General features: G+C 48.4%; 19 protein-coding genes and 1 pseudogene. 9 read left to right on the forward strand and 11 right to left on the reverse strand.

Going from position 1 to position 19,883, the window contains the following annotated elements; all coding sequences use genetic code 11:
* Positions 1-36: 36 nt before the first annotated feature.
* Positions 37-915 carry a LysR family transcriptional regulator gene (locus ADU22_RS19180; protein ID WP_053363597.1) on the reverse strand — a complete coding sequence of 293 codons (879 nt, stop codon included), beginning with the start codon at positions 913-915 and terminating at the stop codon, positions 37-39.
* Between the two features lie 129 nt (positions 916-1,044).
* Between ADU22_RS19180 and ADU22_RS19185 the strand changes: the two genes are divergently transcribed.
* Positions 1,045-2,331 carry an NCS2 family permease gene (locus ADU22_RS19185; protein WP_053363598.1) on the forward strand — a complete coding sequence of 429 codons (1,287 nt, stop codon included), beginning with the start codon at positions 1,045-1,047 and terminating at the stop codon, positions 2,329-2,331.
* A 58-nt stretch (positions 2,332-2,389) separates the two neighbouring features.
* Here the strand turns inward: ADU22_RS19185 and ADU22_RS19190 are convergent, their stop codons facing one another.
* Both ADU22_RS19190 and acnA read right to left on the reverse strand, forming a co-directional pair.
* Positions 2,390-2,953 (reverse strand): hypothetical protein, encoded by a 564-nt coding sequence (locus tag ADU22_RS19190; protein ID WP_053363599.1) that lies wholly within the window; start codon positions 2,951-2,953, stop codon positions 2,390-2,392.
* Between the two features lie 151 nt (positions 2,954-3,104).
* Positions 3,105-5,825: an aconitate hydratase AcnA gene (gene acnA, locus ADU22_RS19195; RefSeq protein WP_053363600.1), complete on the reverse strand. Its 2,721-nt coding sequence runs from the start codon at positions 5,823-5,825 to the stop codon at positions 3,105-3,107.
* Positions 5,826-6,158: 333 nt separating this feature from the next.
* On the opposite strand from acnA, the gene sspO reads away from it, so the two are divergent.
* Positions 6,159-6,308: a small acid-soluble spore protein SspO gene (gene sspO / locus ADU22_RS19200; protein ID WP_046524422.1), complete on the forward strand. Its 150-nt coding sequence runs from the start codon at positions 6,159-6,161 to the stop codon at positions 6,306-6,308.
* 39 nt (positions 6,309-6,347) lie between these two features.
* Here the strand turns inward: sspO and ADU22_RS19205 are convergent, their stop codons facing one another.
* Positions 6,348-6,605 (reverse strand): hypothetical protein, encoded by a 258-nt coding sequence (locus ADU22_RS19205; RefSeq protein ID WP_053363601.1) that lies wholly within the window; start codon positions 6,603-6,605, stop codon positions 6,348-6,350.
* Between the two features lie 154 nt (positions 6,606-6,759).
* Here ADU22_RS19205 and ADU22_RS23995 point away from each other — a divergent pair, with 154 nt between their 5' ends.
* Entirely contained in the window at positions 6,760-6,906 is a 147-nt protein-coding gene (locus tag ADU22_RS23995; RefSeq protein WP_064537370.1) for a small acid-soluble spore protein P, read from the forward strand.
* Between the two features lie 51 nt (positions 6,907-6,957).
* Here the strand turns inward: ADU22_RS23995 and selA are convergent, their stop codons facing one another.
* Entirely contained in the window at positions 6,958-8,370 is a 1,413-nt protein-coding gene (gene selA / locus ADU22_RS19210; protein ID WP_082252931.1) for an L-seryl-tRNA(Sec) selenium transferase, read from the reverse strand.
* Between the two features lie 526 nt (positions 8,371-8,896).
* Between selA and ADU22_RS19215 the strand changes: the two genes are divergently transcribed.
* Positions 8,897-9,172, forward strand: coding sequence for a YqhV family protein (locus ADU22_RS19215; RefSeq protein ID WP_053363602.1), 276 nt, complete (start codon positions 8,897-8,899; stop codon positions 9,170-9,172).
* An 80-nt stretch (positions 9,173-9,252) separates the two neighbouring features.
* On the forward strand, positions 9,253-9,753 hold the full coding sequence (locus tag ADU22_RS19220) for a DUF3231 family protein (RefSeq protein ID WP_053363603.1): 501 nt from the start codon (positions 9,253-9,255) through the stop codon (positions 9,751-9,753).
* A 250-nt stretch (positions 9,754-10,003) separates the two neighbouring features.
* Here the strand turns inward: ADU22_RS19220 and ADU22_RS24400 are convergent.
* Positions 10,004-10,186 (reverse strand): annotated as a pseudogene (locus tag ADU22_RS24400) (Rdx family protein); the annotation flags it as partial.
* Between the two features lie 180 nt (positions 10,187-10,366).
* Here ADU22_RS24400 and selD point away from each other — a divergent pair.
* Entirely contained in the window at positions 10,367-11,419 is a 1,053-nt protein-coding gene (gene selD / locus ADU22_RS19225) for a selenide, water dikinase SelD (RefSeq protein ID WP_082252933.1), read from the forward strand.
* A gap of 34 nt (positions 11,420-11,453) precedes the next feature.
* Here the strand turns inward: selD and ADU22_RS19230 are convergent, their stop codons facing one another.
* The 5 genes from ADU22_RS19230 to ADU22_RS19250 all read right to left on the reverse strand — a co-directional run bounded on the left by ADU22_RS19230 (position 11,454) and on the right by ADU22_RS19250 (position 16,281).
* Positions 11,454-12,266: a YitT family protein gene (locus tag ADU22_RS19230; protein WP_053363604.1), complete on the reverse strand. Its 813-nt coding sequence runs from the start codon at positions 12,264-12,266 to the stop codon at positions 11,454-11,456.
* A gap of 414 nt (positions 12,267-12,680) precedes the next feature.
* The gene (locus ADU22_RS19235; RefSeq protein ID WP_053363605.1) at positions 12,681-13,640 is read right to left on the reverse strand and encodes an L-threonine 3-dehydrogenase; all 960 of its coding nucleotides are present in this window, start codon (positions 13,638-13,640) and stop codon (positions 12,681-12,683) included.
* Between the two features lie 32 nt (positions 13,641-13,672).
* Entirely contained in the window at positions 13,673-14,866 is a 1,194-nt protein-coding gene (locus ADU22_RS19240; protein WP_053363606.1) for a glycine C-acetyltransferase, read from the reverse strand.
* A 189-nt stretch (positions 14,867-15,055) separates the two neighbouring features.
* Positions 15,056-15,799, reverse strand: a complete 744-nt coding sequence (pssA, locus tag ADU22_RS19245) for a CDP-diacylglycerol--serine O-phosphatidyltransferase (protein ID WP_053363607.1) — start codon at positions 15,797-15,799, stop codon at positions 15,056-15,058.
* 203 nt (positions 15,800-16,002) lie between these two features.
* On the reverse strand, positions 16,003-16,281 hold the full coding sequence (locus ADU22_RS19250; RefSeq protein WP_053363608.1) for an AbrB/MazE/SpoVT family DNA-binding domain-containing protein: 279 nt from the start codon (positions 16,279-16,281) through the stop codon (positions 16,003-16,005).
* 204 nt (positions 16,282-16,485) lie between these two features.
* Between ADU22_RS19250 and ADU22_RS19255 the strand changes: the two genes are divergently transcribed.
* The 3 genes from ADU22_RS19255 to phnC all read left to right on the forward strand — a co-directional run bounded on the left by ADU22_RS19255 (position 16,486) and on the right by phnC (position 19,882).
* Positions 16,486-18,036 carry an ABC-F family ATP-binding cassette domain-containing protein gene (locus tag ADU22_RS19255; RefSeq protein WP_053363609.1) on the forward strand — a complete coding sequence of 517 codons (1,551 nt, stop codon included), beginning with the start codon at positions 16,486-16,488 and terminating at the stop codon, positions 18,034-18,036.
* A 186-nt stretch (positions 18,037-18,222) separates the two neighbouring features.
* Positions 18,223-19,119, forward strand: a complete 897-nt coding sequence (locus tag ADU22_RS19260) for a putative selenate ABC transporter substrate-binding protein (RefSeq protein ID WP_053363610.1) — start codon at positions 18,223-18,225, stop codon at positions 19,117-19,119.
* A 10-nt stretch (positions 19,120-19,129) separates the two neighbouring features.
* On the forward strand, positions 19,130-19,882 hold the full coding sequence (phnC, locus tag ADU22_RS19265; protein ID WP_053363611.1) for a phosphonate ABC transporter ATP-binding protein: 753 nt from the start codon (positions 19,130-19,132) through the stop codon (positions 19,880-19,882).
* Position 19,883: the final 1 nt, after the last annotated feature.

Raw genomic sequence — 19,883 nt, forward strand, 5'->3', positions numbered from 1 at the left:
AACCCAACTTAAATAAGTCCCGCTCGACGGCCCTATTTATGATAAGCCTTCCTTTAAGAATATCTCCACCAGCGAAAGAAAATGCTTTCCGGGAGCCGAAATAAAATGCTGCTCCAGCCAGATGACGCCCAACGAGGAGGTCATACTCGCGTCCGGAATTTGGCTGACGTGCAGCCCGAGCTGTGAGTGCAGTTCCAAAACGGATTGCGGGACGATGGTGGCCCCGATTCCTGCTGAAACCATATCCAACAGTACTTTCATGTCGGAGCACTCGCCGATGACCGACGGCTGGTATCCTTGCTTTGAAAAAGCATCCACAATGATGTTGTAGCTCCCGAGGCCTTCGGTACTTGGGAGAATCAAGGGAACTGAGCTCATTTCCTCCATTGTCATCCCATCAGCCGCTGTCTTGCTGACAAAGACAAATCGCTCATTGAACAGGTTTTGGTAGACTAGACCCTGATGCTCAAGGGGAAGACGGACAAAGGCGAGTTCGATTTCCCTATTTTTTACCAGTTCGGACAGGTGGACGGAGTCATTCTGGACAATTTTAATCATGACTAGCGGATACTGGGTGTTAAAAGCCTTAATCCATTCCGAAAAACCAGGCACGGACAAGGTATTGACGCCGATTGAAAGCTTCCCCCTTCTTCCTTCCGCTGTTTCTGTTATTTCATTCTTCACTTCTTCAAGCGAGTTGACTAGATGGAGGGCATGTTTGTACAGTACATTTCCCTTGTCCGTCAAACTCAGGGACTTTCCGTTTCTCTCGACCAGCTTGACCCCAAGCTCTTCCTCCAGCTGCTTCAGCTGCATGCTGAGGGGCGGCTGTGACATATGCAGCCTGCTTGCGGCCGCAGTGATATTTCTTTCTTCGGCAATCGCAATAAAATAGCGCAGTTGTTTGAAATCCATTCTGCATTCCTTCCTATATAAAAAAAGTATGGTTTTCATATAAATTATATATTTTTCGTATACGGTTGTCTATGATACGATAATTTCATTCGTTTTTATCTGGATATCTATTTTGGAAGGTGATTCTTTTTGGAAAACTTTTTTAAACTAAAGCAACACAACACCACCTTGGGCAAGGAAGTTTCTGCCGGTCTTATCAGCTATATAACTGTGGTGTATATCATTATCGTCAATGCGACCATCCTGGCGGCCGCAGGAATCCCGATGGAAGCAGGCATCATCGCGACCATCCTGACCAGCTTTTTCGGCTGCCTGATTATGGGCCTCTGGGCCAACACGCCTATTCTGCTTATTCCTGGCATGGGCTTGAACGCCATGTTTACGTATACGATTGTCCAGTCTGGCGGATTCACATGGCAGGAAGCACTTGCAATGGTGTTCGCGGCCGGAGTGATTTTTATCATTATTGCGTTTACCCCATTGGCGAAGACGATCACAGCTTCGATTCCGGACTCGCTAAAAGAAGCTATCACGGTCGGAATTGGCATACTGCTGATTTTAATCGGGTTTGACAACAGCGGCATCATCACAAGCTCGGAGCATACACTTCTCGAAATCGGCGACCTGAGCAGTCCTTCAGCCTTGATTACCTTTGCGGGGCTAGTGATTACGCTGATTTTATTTCTTAAAAACGTTCCCGGAAACCTGCTGCTGAGCATTCTCATCACATCGGCACTGGCGATTGTATTCGGCGGCAGTGGCACCCAGGGACTCGTTATGGAATCCCCAGCCTTCAAGGAATACTTTTCCGTGTTTGGGCAGCTTTCCTGGGCACAGGCGGGGAACTTCATTTTCTGGCTGACCACTCTGTCGCTGGCCATGGTGCTTGTCTTTGAGAACATCGGCCTTATCCATGGCCACAGCAAGCAGTTCGAGCGGCCGGAAAGCGCGCCAAAATCCTTGCAGGCTACAGCGGTTTCCGTTCTGTCTTCCGGAATATTTGGAACAAGTCCGACTGTAGCTTCGGTTGAAAGTGCGGCAGGGATTACAGCGGGAGGACGGACAGGTCTTACCAGCATTGTGACTGGCCTCCTGTTTCTGGGCTCGCTTGTGCTGATTCCTTTTATCAAGATGGTTCCGGCAAGTGCCGTCTCTCCTGTTTTGATTTTGATTGGTGTGCTGATGCTGCAAAACATCGTGAATATTCCGCTTCATGATTTGTCCGAAAGCTTTCCGGCACTTCTGGTCATTGTTTTGATTCCACTGACCTACAGCATTGCCGATGGGATGGCGATTGGCTTCATCCTCTATCCGCTGCTCAAGGTGCTGATGGGCAAGGGACGGGAAATCCATCCGGCTCTATATGCGATCGCAATTCTGTTTATCAGCAACTTTGTACTTCAATATGCATTATAATGCAACAAAGCCCCGGCATTTGCGCCCGGGGCTTTGTTTTTTTATCTATTGAACTGGTTCATTCGGCTTTTTCAATCACAAGGCACTGGGCGAAGGAACTGACCCCTGGCCTGGAACCTGCAAATTTGTCAAACAGATCGAATTGGGCGGACTGCGCCTGGCTGACGGTCGACATCCCCCTCATCATAAGTGTCCTCGACAGCTCCTCCATCGGGCTCACCTTGAAGCTCAGATCATTGGCATAATAGAGACTCTCCCCTGCCTTCGGAAAATAAGAGGTTATGTTCTCGTTTGAAATCAGGTGATATTGAATCTCCCCGGTCGCGGACATTCCGCCAATGACGGCTTCCATTTCCGCTTCCTGGCCGGACTCCTGCCACTTTTGCAGGATGCTTAAGGCGATGTCCTTCAAATCGGCCCCTTCACAGGACATTTGCGCAGCAATGTTCCATCCCAGTTCGCCGAAATCCGCCGGCCCTTCAAAAATATAGAAGGATTGGTCGGGAGTGATCTCGCGAAAATAGCTGCCTTCCTGTACCTCACTGTCTTCCATGCCAACTTGATAAGCGTCCATGACAATCGAAATGAAGTCTTCCCTGGCGACAATCGAGAATAAATACATGGCTCCCCTCCTAATAAATATCCCTGCTTTAACTTTACACTTTTTGGGAGCGTTTTCAATATATTTCATGTTAAAAAGTGTGTTAATTTTATGACTATTTTCAAATAAAGCCAAAAACCCCTATGCCAAAACATAGGGGTTAAATGGATGATTAGGCTTTCAGCTTGTCGCGAAGGACCATTTGGAGGATGCCTCCGTGACGGTAGTAGTCGATTTCCACTTCGGAGTCGAAACGGACAACTACTTCAAAAGCCGTCACATTGCCATCTTCGTCAGTCGCAGTCACCTTTACAAGGTCGCGCGGACGGACATTTTCGCCAACCTGTACGGAGAAGGTTTCCTTTCCGGACAATCCAAGGCTTTCAGCGCTGTCGCCAGCCTGGAACTGAAGCGGAAGCACACCCATCAGCACAAGGTTTGAACGGTGGATACGCTCAAAGCTTTCAGCAAGTACTGTCTTGATTCCAAGAAGGTTGGTTCCTTTTGCTGCCCAGTCACGGGAAGAACCCATGCCGTAGTCTTTGCCGGCAAGAACCATCAGCCCAGTGCCATCTTCCTTATACTGCATGCATGCATCATAGATGGAAGTGACTTCGCCAGTTGGCCAGTAAGTTGTAAAGCCGCCTTCTGTGCCAGGAGCAATCTGGTTCTTGATGCGGATGTTCGCAAAGGTACCGCGCATCATAACTTCATGGTTGCCTCGGCGGGAACCATAGGAGTTGAAGTCGCGTGGCTCAACGCCTTTCGAACGCAGGTATTTTCCAGCAGGCGTATCCTTGCCGATCGCGCCAGCAGGAGAAATATGGTCCGTTGTAACAGAGTCGCCGAACTTGCCGACAACACGGAGGCCAGCCAATGGCTCGACTGTGCCCGGTTCAGGGCTTAACCCTTCAAAGAATGGCGGGTTCGCAATGTAAGTCGAATCCTCATCAAATGTATAAAGAGGCTCATTGCTGGTCTGGATTTCGTTCCAGCGCTCGTTATCGCTGAAGACATGCTCGTATTCGCTGCGGAACAGCTCAGGTGTTACCACCTTGTGTACAACTTCGTTTACTTCTGCAGTAGATGGCCAGATATCCTTGAAGAATACGTCATTGCCATCCTTGTCTTTTCCGATAGGGTCGTTTTGCAGGTCGATATCAACTGTTCCAGCAAGCGCATAAGCAACAACCAGCGGCGGAGATGCCAGGTAGTTCGCTTTTACAAGCGGATGGATACGTCCTTCAAAGTTACGGTTACCGGAAAGAACAGATGTTACCAAAAGATCGGCTTCAGCAACGGATTTTTCAATCTCTGGGCGAAGCGGACCGGAGTTTCCGATACATGTTGTACAGCCGTAGCCTACAAGGTTGAATCCAAGAGACTCCATGTATGGCAGCAAGCCTGAATCACGAAGGTAGCCTGTAACAACCTTGGATCCTGGTGCCAAAGAAGTTTTCACAAACTTTGGAACTTCCATGCCAAGTTCAACCGCTTTTTTCGCCACCAAACCGGCACCGACAAGAACGTACGGGTTGGAAGTGTTCGTACAGCTTGTGATTGCAGCGATCGCAATGGAGCCAGTCTTCATGACAGTCTGGTCGCCATTTGCAAACTCAACAACTGCTTCTTTTTCGATTTCTTTTTTATCAAGACCGAAGCCCTGGTTTCCGGCAGGAGCCGTCAGCGCCTCATTGAAGCTCTTCTTCATCTCGGAAAGAGGAATCAAATCCTGCGGACGCTTAGGGCCGGAAAGGTTGGCTTCGATTGTGGAAAGGTCGATTTCAACCACATTTGTATAAACTGGCTCAAGGCTTGGATCGAAGAACAATCCATTTTCCTTGCAGTATGCTTCTACCAGCTGGATTTGCTCTTCTGTACGTCCAGTCAGGCGCATGTAATCAAGTGCTTCACTGTCAACCGGGAAGAAACCGCAAGTTGCGCCGTATTCCGGAGCCATGTTGGCAACAGTTGCACGGTCTGCAAGCGGAAGTTTGACAACTCCTGGCCCGAAGAACTCGACAAATTTCCCGACAACGCCCTGGCTGCGGAGAACCTGTGTTACTTTCAGCGCCAGGTCGGTCGCTGTGGTGCCGTTTGGCATTTCGCCGACAAGCTTCACACCGACAACTTCAGGAACCGGGAAGTACGATGGCTGGCCAAGCATTCCTGCCTCTGCCTCGATACCGCCGACACCCCATCCAAGAACACCGATTCCGTTAATCATGGTGGTGTGGGAGTCTGTACCTACAAGTGAATCAGGGAAAGCTTCAAATTCGCCGTCTTCATTCTGTACGGAATGGACAACGCTTGCAAGATATTCAAGGTTTACCTGGTGGACGATCCCTGTCGCCGGCGGAACTGCACGGTAGTTGTCGAATGCTTTCTGTGCCCAGCTAAGGAACTGGTAACGCTCGGCATTCCGTTCAAATTCAAGGTCCATATTCGCCTGAAGCGCATCTGGAGTGCCATACTTATCAACCTGTACAGAGTGGTCAATAACAAGGTCAACCGGCTTTTCAGGATTAATTTTATCAGGGTTGCCGCCAAGGTCGGCCATTGCCTTCCTCAGGGAAGCAAGGTCAACTACTGCCGGAACGCCTGTGAAATCCTGAAGGATGACACGGGAAGGCTTGAACGGAACATCAATTTCCTGTACTTCGCTCGTTCCCCACTTAGCAAGGTTTTCAACATGCTCTTTCGTGATGACACGGCCGTCGTATTGGCGCAGGACGGATTCAAGCAATACCTTAATGGAATAAGGAAGCTTGGATACATTGCCCAGGCCTGCCTCTTCAAGTGCAGACAGACGGTAGTAATGATAGCGTTTCCCGCTGGATTCAAAAGAGCTGCGGGATTTAAATACATCCAAGTTCGTCTTTTGTTCAGTCATCTTGTTACCCCCTTCAATCGTACCTATCATAAACCAAATAAATGAAATTGTCGAAAAGTTTGAATTCTCATTCGTATGGTAACTTTTCTCACAATTCTAATCTTAATATAACCTTCTTGATAAGTAAATAACAAGATTGTTATTGTCCTTGATAAGAGAAACTTATAGTATTCTAGATTAGTACTGTGGAAAGATGAATATGTACGCGTTTTCACTATTCAAAATAACATAAAGTTTTCGCCGCCACAAGCGTGGACACTATTCCAAAAAAGTATTGAACCACCCGTTAGGGGCAAAATACATGAGATAAACCAGGAAGCGAGGTGAAGGATCTTGGGCAAAAGAAAGGCGAATCATGTCATTCCGGGAATGAACGCTGCAAGCGCTCAGGGAAAAGGGGCAGGCTACAATGAGGAACTCTCCAATGAGCCGCTGACAGAGCTGCAAAGGCAAAACAACAAAAAGAGAAAAAAGAACCAATAGAGATGGTAAAAGCGGAAGGGATTCCCTTCCGCTTTCCATTTACTGCAAATTGACTTCTTCAACCATCCTCCGCAAATCCTGCTGGAAGCGCTCAAGCTGCGAACGCTGTGTTTCAGAAGCGACTTCAAGCGCATTCTCAATCTGCTGGTAGGCTTCATTGACTTCATTTTTCAAATGCTTCAGCTGATGTCCATAGCTGGCCGTATCATACACAATATCGGTGTACAAATCCTTCACTTCTTCAAACCCTTGCTGTGCAGCCTGGTAAGCCTGCTGCTTATTTTTATGGTAAGGCATGGCGATTCCTCCTGAGTTCTATATATGGATGTTTCATTTCGTTTATTGATTCACTCGAACTGGCGAGTTATCCGTTAAAATGTGCATTGCGCAAGGAATTTATTCAGTATAAATTCGCCTTGCCGATTGCAAGCTAAGCCCAGGAGGGATGAATATGGTTAATAAAAATGATGGCAAAGATATGCGTAAAAATGCTCCGAAAGGCGACCAGGCGGGTCAGCCTGCACCCATGAGCGGATCGAAGAAAGTAAAGAACCGCAACCATACAAGGCAAAACCATGGCGGCGGCCACGATATGTAGCTTTTTTAGGAGCAGCAAAAGGTCCCTGCATGCGTGATACAGGGACCGTTTTTATTTGGCGAAAGAAGTTAATGCCTCGATGATCAAATTTTCTTCTTCTTTGGTTACACTTCGCAAATCCAGGTGGATTTCTTCCTTTTGGATCCGGACCACGATTGCCGGCTCAGCTTCCACCCGCAGCTTGCGGGCAAGCTGGGAGGCCGTCAACTGCCTGTGGGAAAGCACCACAAGCCACGTAGGCAGCTCCACATCCGGCATCGTCCCTCCGCCTACCTGGCTAACGCCTTCCTGTAAGCCGAGGGAATACTCGTCCGTCTGTTCTTTCAGCCTGGCGATGAACTCTTCAGCCTTTCCTTTGATTTCATCTGCTGTCAGGAGCAGGTCATGGACAGTCGGGATGTTTTTAATCCCCTTCTCGCCCTTCAAATAGTCAGCCAGTGTTCCTTCCAAGGCCGCAAGCGTCATCTTATCAACACGAAGCACCCTGGCCAGCTGGTGCTTTTTAAGCTTGTCGATCAGATGCTTTTTGCCGGCGATCATTCCTGCCTGGGGACCGCCCAGAAGCTTGTCTCCGCTAAACGAGACAATATCGGCCCCCATTTTAAGGACTTCGCTCACCACAGGCTCATCGCCGATTCCGTGCTCGCGGAAGTCGTAAAGGACCCCGCTTCCAAGGTCTTCATAGTAAATGACGTTTTCGTGCTGTGCGGAAAGCCGGGCCAATTCTTCGGTTTCCACACTCTTGGTGAACCCCATGATTTTAAAATTGCTGGTATGAACCTTTAAGATCATGGCTGTTTCTTCAGAGATCGCCCGCTCATAATCATGGAGATGCGTCTTATTGGTGGTACCGACTTCCACAAGCCGCGCTCCGCTTTCCTCCATGATCGATGAAATCCTGAATGAGCCGCCAATTTCAACCAGCTGTCCGCGAGAGACAATGACTTCCCTATCGCCAGCCAGCGCACGCAAAATCAGGAATACGGCCGCAGCATTATTATTGACCACCATAGCCGCTTCCGCACCGGTGATTTCCTTTAACAGCTCTTCGGCATGTGTATGCCTTGAGCCTCGTTCACCTTCATCAAGCTTGTATTCGAGATTGGAGTAATTCTGCGCAGTATCAAGTATATGCCGGGCGGCACGGTCGCTCAGCCGCGCCCTGCCCAGGTTGGTATGGAGGATGGTGCCGGTTGCGTTGATGACCCTTTTTAATGTATAGTCCTGCTTCTTGTAGACGGAGGTTCCCAGTCTTTCAAACAGCTCATCTAAAAAAGCCATTCCCCCGGGTTCCGGCCCGTTCCAGTTTCTATTTATGATGGATAGGCGGATTTCGCCCATTACCTGTTTGAGTATATCCGTCAAGACGCTCTCATCGGTTCCGGTTTCGGCGGCCATCCCGATAAAACGGGCATCCCTCTGAAGCTCATGGACCGGCGGCATCTGTCTTAAAAGATGATTCACTTCCTATCCCCTCCACTTTTACACATTGCCACTATTATATCATTTATTGCCATAGGGAAGAGGAAACAGTCTTTGACATTGTGTGGACAGTTTTAGTTTGGATAATCTTTAAGTGCGTTCAACACCGGAGGGCTTTCATCACTCTGATGGACAACCTTATTTTCCTCTTCATAACAAAAGCGGGCACCCATACGCCTGATGGACGACCTCAACACCCTGCCCATGAACAAGACGGGCTTCCATATACCTCATTGACGCCCTGAATCTCCTCTCCATAGCCAAAATGGTCCTCCATACACCTCATGGACGACCTTTTTTCCGCCTTAAGGACCAAAGCGGTCCTCCATACACCCGATGGACGACCTCACCCCCTTCCTCCTGCCAAAAACGGTCCTCCATACGAAGCAAGCCCCAGCCATTTCCCCATTCACAGCTCCCACATTTAACTCCCCCATCCCCCTTGTCCTAATTCCCGCCCCGCCTGCATATACTGGTCAGGAAAAGCTGGTATATGGGAGGAAAGCCTATGTTTCAACTATTGGAGAAAGCGGTACTTGGCATGGCGGCTCTGAGACTTTTATCCGGAAGCATCGAAATTTTTGCGGCGCTGCTCATGCTGAAGCTGAATGACATAGGAAAAGCTCTTGTGGTAAACAGCTCGCTTGCCCTTGTCGGCCCGCTGATCCTGATCCTTACTACGACAATCGGCTTGCTGGGACTTGCCGATAAAATTTCGTTTGGAAAAATGTTCTGGGTCCTGCTTGGCGTCGGGTTCATCCTATATGGAGTGAGAAGCAGCTGACTCCCTAAAATGAACTTCCCTTGCATGAAATACCACACTTCAACAGAAACTAGCCTGGAGATTACTGCAGGAGGGATAGCATGGGGATTTTAAGCGGCAATCCGAAAGAAGAGCCTTTGCATGCCGGCGAAGTCTACAGCCTGTGGTCGCATCTGCTGGATGCCAAAGGGCTGTATGTCACCTTCCAGGTGCTGGACAGCCATACCGGTGACCATGACTTAAAGGAATTTCTCAAGGATTATTCCGAGAATGTCATAAAGAAGGAAGAGGAGCAGGTGGAAGCCATCTTGAAGGAGAATGGAATCAGGCTCCCGCCTGCGCCGCCTGACCGGCCGATGGTCAATATCGAGGACATACCTGCAGGCGCGCGGTTTAATGACCCCGAGGTGGCCATCCTGGCCGGAAAGGAGCTCATGGCCGGCAAGCAGCTTTGCAGCCATATTTCAAGCATTTCCATCCGCACGGACATTGCCGAAATGTATAATGAATTTTATACCGAGAAAGTGGAATATCAGGGAAAACTCCTGAAGATGACCAAGGACAAAGGCTGGTTGGTACCGCCGCCTCTCAATATCAAATAGAGTCCGTTTATAAATTTGAACCCCTAACATACGGCCGCCTGAGATGGGACAATCTGCACAAGAAAAGCGCAAGCGCCTTGCTCAGCCCCGACAAGCGCTGGAGGGCCAGCTGATGAAGTCGTTCTTTGACTTCAACAGCTGGACCGAAGCGACTCGAGGGGCTAGGCGCTGGAGCTAGACAGTTATCTAAGTGCAGAAACTTTATACTTTCTTATCCTGCAAAAAAAGCGTCCGCAATGGACGCTTTTTTTTATTTATCAAGCATGGCAATGATATTTTCAGAAGAAGGAAACAACCCAGTTTCATCCTTAGAATAGATCTTTTCGCCGTTGACAGTGACTTCGAATACCCCGCCGGATGCAGGAATCAGTTCCATCTTGGAGATCCTGGTACGGAAGTGTGTAAAAAGGTCTTCTGCGAAACTCGCAGCTTTTGGTGCGAAGTTTCACTGCATGCAAAATTCGACTGTAATGTGATAGCTTTCCATTTCATAGCCCCCATTTGAATTTATACTGCCATTGTAGTAGAAACGCGGCGATTTAGCAATTTCCCGGATTTCTGAAGTGCTTTTAAAAGTGCGCTCCTGTATACTAATGTCTGGAGGTGTTAAGCTTTGAGTGAACAAGAAAAAATCCGTCTAACCTCTTTGTCAACTAAAGCTGGCTGAGGGTGCAAAATCAGTCCTGAGGACTTGGCGCAGGTTCTGCGTCTATTACCAAAACAAGATCCCGTACCGGAACTTCTGGTGGGAAATGAAACATCGGATGATGCCGGTGTCTACAAACTGACCGACAGCATTGCCCTGATCCAGACGGTTGACTACTTCACGCCCGTTGTGGATGATCCATATATGTTTGGCCAGATTGCCGCTGCCAACGCGCTGAGCGATGTGTACGCGATGGGAGGCGAGCCGAAGACCGTCATGAACATCGTCGGTTACCCGGTGAAGAAGCTTGGGCCTGATATCCTCTCTGAAATCATGAGAGGCTCCGCCGACAAGGTGATGGAATCGGGTGCCGTTACAGTCGGAGGCCATTCCGTCGATGACCAGGAGCCAAAATTTGGCCTCTCGGTAACAGGAATTGCCCATCCGGATGATATCTGGAAGAACGTCGGCGCTAAGCCTGGCGATGTGCTTGTTCTTACCAAACCGATTGGAGTAGGCATTCTGACAACCGGCATCAAGCGTAATGCTGTTACTCCCGAACAGGAGAAAAGTGTCGTTGAAGCCATGGCTCTGCTGAACAAATCGGCAGCTGAGGCACTTAAGCCTTTCAGGCCGCATGCCGTTACAGATGTCACCGGCTTTGGATTGCTCGGCCACGGCAGCGAAATGGCTGGCGGCAGCGGAGTGAGCCTGGAAATTACCCTTTCCAAAGTGCCTGTTCTGGACGGCACGTTTGAGCTTGCAGCTCAGGGTGTGGTTCCCGGCGGCTCAAAAGCCAATCATAAATGGCTTGAGAACGAGATCGACTATGGAGATCTCAGCACCGAGGAACAGCTCGTCTTGTGCGATGCGATCACCTCGGGTGGACTGCTGGCTGCCCTTTCCGAGGAAGCAGCAGGTGCGTATGTGGAAGAATGCCATAAGCGCGGCCTGAGCCATGCTGCCATCATCGGCCGTGTGGTCGAGAAAAGCGGAAAGCTCATTACGGTTCTCCGTTAAAAAACAGCATGCCTTTCAGTGGCATGCTGTTTTTCTATGCAATCCGCTTATGGAAAACCCCCATCACTTCAACCGTTTCCGTTATATTGACAAAGGCTTCCGAGTCAATTTCCGAAATCAGCGACTTTACTTCCGTTAGTTCATATCGTGATATGACCGTCATTAAAATATGCCTCTTTGTATTGGAAAAACCGCCGATTCCATCCATCACCGTCACTCCCCTGTATACGTTTGTCAGCAAATGCTGGCGCATCTCTTCGCCTTTTTCCGTAACAATGGTCAGCGTCAGTTTTACATGATTCGTGAACACGGCATCCACCACCTTGCCGGTCACAAAAATGGAGGCCATTGTATAAAGTGCTGCATCCCAATTAAATAGGAAACCGCTTATAAGGATGATGACACCATTCATGGCTGTCAGCATGGAGCCAATCGGGAAATCCCTCTTCCGGGCGATAAGCATGCCAATCACGTCAAAGCCGCCGGAAGAACCCGAACAGCGGAAGATGAGTCCGATGCCAAGACCGGCCACTGCTCCCCCGAAAATCGAGGAAAGGACCATTTCATGGGCAATTTCCACAACCGGAATCACATAAAGACCAATCGAAATCATCGTCACCGCCAGGATCGTCAGGAGGATAAATTTCCGGCCAAGCTTAAAGTAGCCCACAATAAGGAGCGGCAAATTCAACAGGAAATTGGCCACCCCTGTATCCATGGGGGTCAGCATGCCCAGGATCATGGAAACCCCGCTCAATCCGCTGCTTAAAATTTCATGCGGTATCAAGAATAAATTAAACCCGGCAGCCGTAATCAGCGAGCCAATGATAACCCCGATGTATTGCATTGGATATCCTCCTTCTCTTTATCTTATATAAGAGCATACAAAGGGATTAGGCATAAGTAAATTTAATAGTTTTTTATAATAATTTAAAGAAATCTGGCAAAATTTGCATTGGAAGATTAGCTTTGGGTGAAAGTGATGCCCAGCGAAAGGAAATGAGGCTTCCTTCAATGACCTTAATTGGCCAGCATCGATACAGAAGCAGCTTGAGTCTTCCCATCAGTATCCAATTTTCTACCCGTAACCCAAAAAAGGGCATTGAGAACTCTCATCAGTGCCCAATTTTCTACCCGCGCTCCGAAAGAAGGCATTGAGACCTCCCATCAGTTCCAAAAATTTCACCAACTCACCAAAAAAGACCTTGGGACCTCCGGCTCATCCCACAAAAAAGGACAGCCGCAGCTGCCCTTCCTCCTGTTACACGTTTTGCCTATTTAACTTTGTTTCAAGCTTGGCGAGCATATCCTGTGTCATTGCATCAAGACCATATACCGTCTTAAAGCCCCATTCTTCTTTGGCCGCGGAGGCGTCAATGGAGTTTGGCCAGCTGTCGGCAATTTTTTGGCGGACTGGGTCAACAATATAAGAAAGCGTGAAGCCTGGCAGCTCCTTTTTAATCGAAGCGGCTATTCCATCGGGATCGAAGCTCATTGCCGTCACATTAAAAGCATTGCGGTGCTTCAGCCGGGAACCGTCCGCTTCCATCAAATCAATAATCGCCTGGAGAGCGTCTGGCATATACATCATGTCCATATACGTGCCTCTATCAATATAGGATGTGTAGAATCCATTTTTAATAGCTTCATAATAGATTTCCACCGCATAATCGGTCGTGCCGCCTCCCGGAGGGGTGACATAAGAAATCAATCCCGGGAAGCGCAATCCTCTTGTATCAACGCCAAACCGGTTGAAATAATAGTCGGCAAGCAGCTCGCCCGCCACCTTATTCACCCCATACATGGTGGTTGGGCGCTGGATGGTGTCCTGGGGCGTATCGTCCTTTGGAGTCGAGGGGCCAAACGCACCGATCGAGCTGGGAGTGAAAAACTTGGCCTTCCGGTCCCTGGCTGTTTCCAGGGCATTCATTAGGCCGCCCATATTCAGGTTCCAGGCAAATACTGGATTGGCTTCTGCTGTTGCCGATAAAAGCGCTGCCATATGGATGATCGTGTCCGCCTGATGCCTGGAGGCGATTTCCGCCATCTTGTTTCCATCCATCACATCAAGGATTTCGAAAGGGCCGTCCTTGGCTGCCTGGCTGTCGTTTGTTCTAACGTCGGTGGCAAGGACATTTGCACTGCCGTATGCTTCCCTTAGTTTAACCGTCAATTCTGAACCAATTTGTCCAAGAGCCCCAGTAATCATAATCCTTTTCATGCTGCAGTTTTCCTCCAAGTCTATCCAAGCTTTTATTGAATAATGCCCATTTCCTTGCCAACCTTTTCGTAAACAGCCAGGGCACGGTCAAGCATCTCTTTCGTATGTGCTGCAGAAGGCATATTCCTAACACGTCCCGTTCCCCTTGGCACCGTTGGGAATACGATGGATTTTGCATACACGCCCTCTTCATTCAGCCTGCTGCTGAACTTCTGTGTCTGCACTTCATCGCCAATGATGCAAGGTGTAATCGGTGTTTCGCTGTCTCCAATATGGAACCCAAGCTTCTTGAGACCATCTTTCAGGTAATTGGCATTCTCCCAGAGGCGCTGGTTCAACTCGGTGCTTTCTGACAAAATCTCAATCGCCTTGATGGACGCAGCAACATCGGCCGGCGTAAGAGAAGTCGAGAACAGGAACGGACGGCTACGGACTTTGAGCCAGTCAATCAGGTCGCGTTTCCCGGCCACATATCCTCCGACAACCCCAATCGCTTTGGAGAGCGTGCCAATCTGGAAATCAATTTTATCTGATAAGCCAAAATGTTTGACGGTACCTGCTCCGTCGCCAAGAACACCTGATCCATGGGCATCGTCCACATAGGTGATCAAATCGAATTCCTCGGCGATCTCCACGATTTCCGGCAGCTTGGCAATATCGCCGTCCATGGAAAAAACACCATCGGTGATCACCATGATCTTATTGTATTTGCCTGAGTCTCTCGCTTCTTTGGCTTTTGTCCGCAAATCCTCCATGTCGGAATGATTGAAACGGATGATGGCCGCACGGGAAAGGCGGCAGCCGTCGATGATGGAGGCATGGTTGAGTTCATCGGAAAGAATGGCATCATTCTTGTCCATGACAGCGGAAATCGCCGCCATGTTGCAATTGAAGCCCGACTGATAGGCGATAGCGGCTTCCGTCTTCTTGAACTGGGCAAGTTTTTCCTCCAGTTCAAGATGGATTTCAAGTGTTCCATTGATTGTCCTTACCGCACCTGCTCCAACGCCATAAGTATTGACGGCTTCAATTGCAGCCTTTTTCAGCCTTTTATCGGTAGCCAGGCCAAGATAATTGTTGGATGATAAATTAACAAGTTCCCTGCCGTTTATTTTAATCAACGGGCCATTTGCGCTTTGCAGCGGATCGATTACATTATAGAGACCCTTTGCTTTTAACTCTTCCAGGTTTTCATTTAAAAATTGCTCCAACTGTTTGCTGGACATGAAGATACCTCCTCGATATACATTTGTCTTTTTCACAAGGACATTAAAATATTGATTTATGACTGATATAATATGGGTTTTACAAAATATACTTTAACATATTTTATGCGAATGTACACTCATGAGAGACACAAAAAGAACAAAAAGAAGAAGACAGCCGCTGCCTTCTTCTTAGTCATGATGAATATGCTATTTTTTATCCTTGCGGAGCTTGAATTTAAACCGCTTTGGCAATTGGCGCCTCCTGATTGGAAACCGGGGATCCTTTTCCTTGAAGAAACGAACCACCACATACAGGATATAGGTGGCAAGCGCCGCATAAAAGAAAATGGGCACCTGTTCGAAACGTGCTTTTGCAAAAAGATACACCATATAAAACAGGAATAATGTGATAAGGACACCGTATTTCGGCAGCCCAACTTTTTTATAGCTGGGAATTTTAATTGTGCTGACCATCATAAACGCAAGCGCAAAGAAAATGATCAGGAAGACCAGGACCGGGATCCTGTTGGCGAACATCACCAAAAAGGTGACGATTCCGCCGGCAAGGGTAATGGGAATCCCCTTAAAATGCTTTAACGATTCGGTAGGAGCGGTAATATTGAACCTTGCCAGGCGGTAAGCTCCGAATAACGGGAACAAACCAGCCATGAAGACTCCGTATATTCCAAAATCATCAAAGTACGTATGAGCGGCCAGGAAGGCAGGCACGACGCCAAACGAGACGATATCGGCCAGGGAATCAAGCTCCTTCCCCAATTCGTTGGAAACACCGAGGATTCTCGCCACCCGGCCATCAACTGCATCCAGCATGATGGCAATGAATATCAGGATAACGGCATTCCGGTAATCGCCATTGATAATATAGCTGATTGCCAGGAACCCGCAAAATAAATTTCCAAATGTGAGCAGATTAGGTATATGTCTTTTCATATCGCACGCCTTTCTATTGTCAAAATAAGCATCAATCTATCATAATCTCTTATTCCCTGTTTTCCAGCCAATAATGTTAAAGAATGTCGATAATGAGTCCCGGATTTTTCCTGTCTTCCCATTATATTCGATTCTGTCCCGGTAATAAAACCTCTTTTATTCAAAAAAAATAGCAGCGTCTATTCGCCGCCGCTATATTTCTATTATTTTACAAGCATTTCTTCTATTTCTCTTGCAAGCTGCTCCGCACCTTCCCGGCTGAGAACGATTTTACCGCCGGCGAATTCATAATTATCCTGGCTGACGTTCCCGGTCATCATGCAAGTTTTGTCTGGCTGGTATTTTTGGAGGATGATCGTATCTTCATCCACAAAAATTTCAAGCGGGTCATTTTCCTGGATCCCCATTTTTTTGCGAAGCTCCATCGGAATGACGATACGGCCAAGCTGGTCTGTTTTGCGCACAATCCCAGTCGCTTTCATATCTATTCCTCCTTTCCTAAGACAATTATAGCAAACAGAGGGATATTTTTACATTATAAATGATTCTTTCGTCCCGGTTTTTCCTTATGCGCGGCAGGTTGCTTATGATTCATCCAATATAAAACACTGGTATGAAACGCTGCGTTTTAGTATTATCGAATAATGAGCAATTTTATTTAACCTATAAAAGCGAGGAAAAAATAGATGAGTTTATTGACCGTAGAGAAATTAAGCCATACATTTGGCGACCGAACTCTTTTCAAAGATGTATCCTTCCGCCTCCTGGCTGAAGACCATGCGGGGCTGGTAGGCGCAAACGGCGTTGGCAAATCAACCCTCATGAACATCATTACCAACCAGCTGATTCATGACAGCGGAAAAGTCGAGTGGACACCAGGGACACATTACGGATACCTTGATCAGCATACCGTCCTGACACCTGGGCGCACTATCCGCGATGTTCTGAACGATGCCTTCCTTCCCCTCTTTAAAAAGGAAGAAGAATTAAATGAAGTAACAAGTAAAATGGCAGATGCCTCCCCTGAGGAGCTGGAAGAGCTGCTCGAGCAGATGGCAGCCATCCAGGACGAGCTTGATGCCGGCGGTTTTTACACGCTGGACATGAAAGTTGAAGAAGCAGCCCGCGGCCTTGGCATCGATGCAATCGGGCTTGACCGTGACGTAGCCGCATTGAGCGGCGGGCAGCGGACAAAAGTCCTGCTTGCCAAGCTTTTGCTGGAGCAGCCAAAAGTGCTGCTCCTCGACGAGCCGACCAACTACCTGGATGTTGAGCATATCCGCTGGCTGTCTTCCTACCTCAAAGAGTATCCGTACGCGTTCATGCTGATTTCTCATGACACCGAGTTCATGAACTCCGTTTCCAATGTGATTTTCCATCTGGAATTCTCCAAGCTGTCCCGTTATACGGCAACATATGAGAAATTCCTCGAGCTCGCGGAAATCAATAAGAACCAGCATCTTAATGCCTATGAAAAACAGCAGGAATTTATTAAAAAGCAGGAAGACTTCATCGCCAAAAACAAGGCGCGATATTCTACCACAGGTCGGGCAAAGAGCCGCCAGAAACAGCTGGACCGGATGGAGCGCATCGACCGCCCGGAAACAGCACTCAAGCCAACCTTCGAGTTCAAAGAGTCCCGTAGCAGCAGCCGGTATGTGTTTGAAGGCACCGATTTTGAAATCGGCTATACACATCCCCTGCTTCCGAAACTGTCGATGACAATCGAGCGCGGAGAGAAAATTGCCCTTGTTGGCATGAACGGTGTCGGAAAGTCGACGCTCTTAAAAACCATTCTTGGCAAAATCCCTGCGTTAAGCGGGAAAATCGAGCGCGGGGATTTCCTGTATCCTTCCTATTTTGAACAGGAAGTCAAAGCCAGGGACATTACCCCGATTGACGATGTCTGGAGCGCGTTTCCGAGCCTTGACCAGCACCAGGTAAGAGCTGCCCTGGCCCGCTGCGGATTGAAAAACGAGCATATTTCCCGCCCCCTCCCGCAGCTGAGCGGCGGAGAACAGGCGAAAGTGCGCCTCTGCAAGCTCATGATGGAAGAAAGCAACTGGCTGCTGTTCGATGAGCCGACCAACCACCTGGATGTCACAGCCAAGGAAGAACTGAAGAAAGCAATGAAAAACTTCAAGGGAACGATTGTCCTTGTCAGCCATGAGCCCGACTTCTATGAAGACTGGGTCACAAAGGTCTGGAATGTGGAGGAATGGGCGCAAAAAGCGTAATGAGGATAACCGGCGCCGCAATCCATATGGGCTCTAATTAAAGCCCCGACTTCTTCTATTAATAATGGCGGCTTTTTTAATCGTAAAAAGCGATGTACTTTTATTCATTCTATCGATTAAATAAATTGTGCCTTCGATTTCAATACGTTATGATACAAACGTACTAATAGAAAAAGGAGACTGCACATGAAAAAACATCTTTTAGCACTTGCCTCCCTGATGTTCATCCTCCTGCTTGCTGCTTGCGGCGGCGGAACGGAAGAAAATAAGGAAGAGAACAAAGAAGAAAACACAGCAACTGAATCAAAGGAAGTCATTAAAATAGGAATGATTCCCGATCAAAATGCAGCCGAGCTGAATAGAAGCATGGACGATTTTGCGGCAGACCTTGCCGAAAAGACGGGATTTGAAGTAGAATATGTTCCTTCGGTAGATTATGCTGCACTGGTCACTGCGTTTGAGCGCGGCGAAATCCAGCTGGCCTGGTTCGGCGGCCTGACAGGAGTCCAGGCCCGCAATGCGGTACCTGAAGCAGAAGCGATTGCACAGCGTCCGGTTGATGAAAAATTCAAATCGGTGTTTATCGCACAAAGCGACCTGGATGTATCCTCTTTGGAAGACTTAAAAGGCAAAACCTTTACATTTGGAAGCGAAAGCTCCACTTCCGGCCATTTGATGCCACGGTACTTCATGACAGAAGCGGGCATTAATCCGGACCAGGACCTTGATGGCAACCCAAATTATTCCGGTTCCCATGATAAAACCTATAAACTGGTCGAATCCGGTGCCTTCCAGGCAGGCGCACTGAATATTTCGGTCTGGGAAGCAGCCGTGGCCGAGGGCAGTGTCGATCCTGATAAAGTGAAGGTGTTCTATACTACGCCAGAGTATTATGACTATAACTGGACAGTCAATAAAATGGATGAAGAAACGAAGACGAAGCTGACCGAAGCGATTCTCTCGATGAAAGCCGGCGATAATGAAGTCATGGACCTGCTGGCAGCGGAGCAATTCATTCCGACCAATAATGACAACTATAAAGCCATTGAGGAAGTTGCCAGAGAACTAAAGATTATCAAGTAGGTGACACCGCGTGTCTGAACATAACATGATAGAAGTGAATTCAATAGAGAAACGTTATGAGAGGAAGATAGCATTATCTTCCCTTTCTTTTGTTGTAAAAAAAGGCGAACTCGTTGCCCTTATTGGGCCGAGCGGAGCCGGGAAGACGACGCTCCTCAATCTGCTCGCCTCCCTTCTGGAGCCTGACAGCGGTGAACTGCAGGTAGATGGAAAGCCCCTCAGCCAATATGCCGACCGCAAGGAAAGAGCACGTAAGATTGGCATGATCCGCCAGCAATTCGACCTGGTCGGCCAGCTGGCGGTGGTCCATAATGTCCTCGCGGGACGGCTGGCGGAATGGAGCCTGTTAAAATCGTTTGCTTCCTTGTTTATTCCTCAGGAAAAAGACAAGGCGGAAGATGCATTGAAGCGGGTCGGTCTTGCTGACAAGCTGTATGAGCGTACTTCCAACCTTTCAGGCGGCGAACAGCAGCGCGTAGCCCTAGCCCGCCTGCTGATGCAAAAACCGGAGGTCATCCTCGCTGACGAACCTGTCGCCTCGCTTGATCCCGCCCGCTCCGAAGACATCCTTGCGATGCTCACCGGGCTTGCCAAGCAGGAAAACCAGACAGTGGTAGCCAGCCTGCACTCGGTTGAATATGCCAGGAAGTATTTCACAAGATTGATTGCCCTGAAAAATGGCGAAATCTTTTTTGACCTGCCTTCACAACAGGTGACAAATCAGCAGCTTCAGGAGCTTTACCAGCTAAAGGAGCTTAACTGAC

This window comes from Bacillus sp. FJAT-27251 (genome assembly GCF_001273925.1).
Classification (GTDB): domain Bacteria; phylum Bacillota; class Bacilli; order Bacillales; family Cytobacillaceae; genus Mesobacillus_B.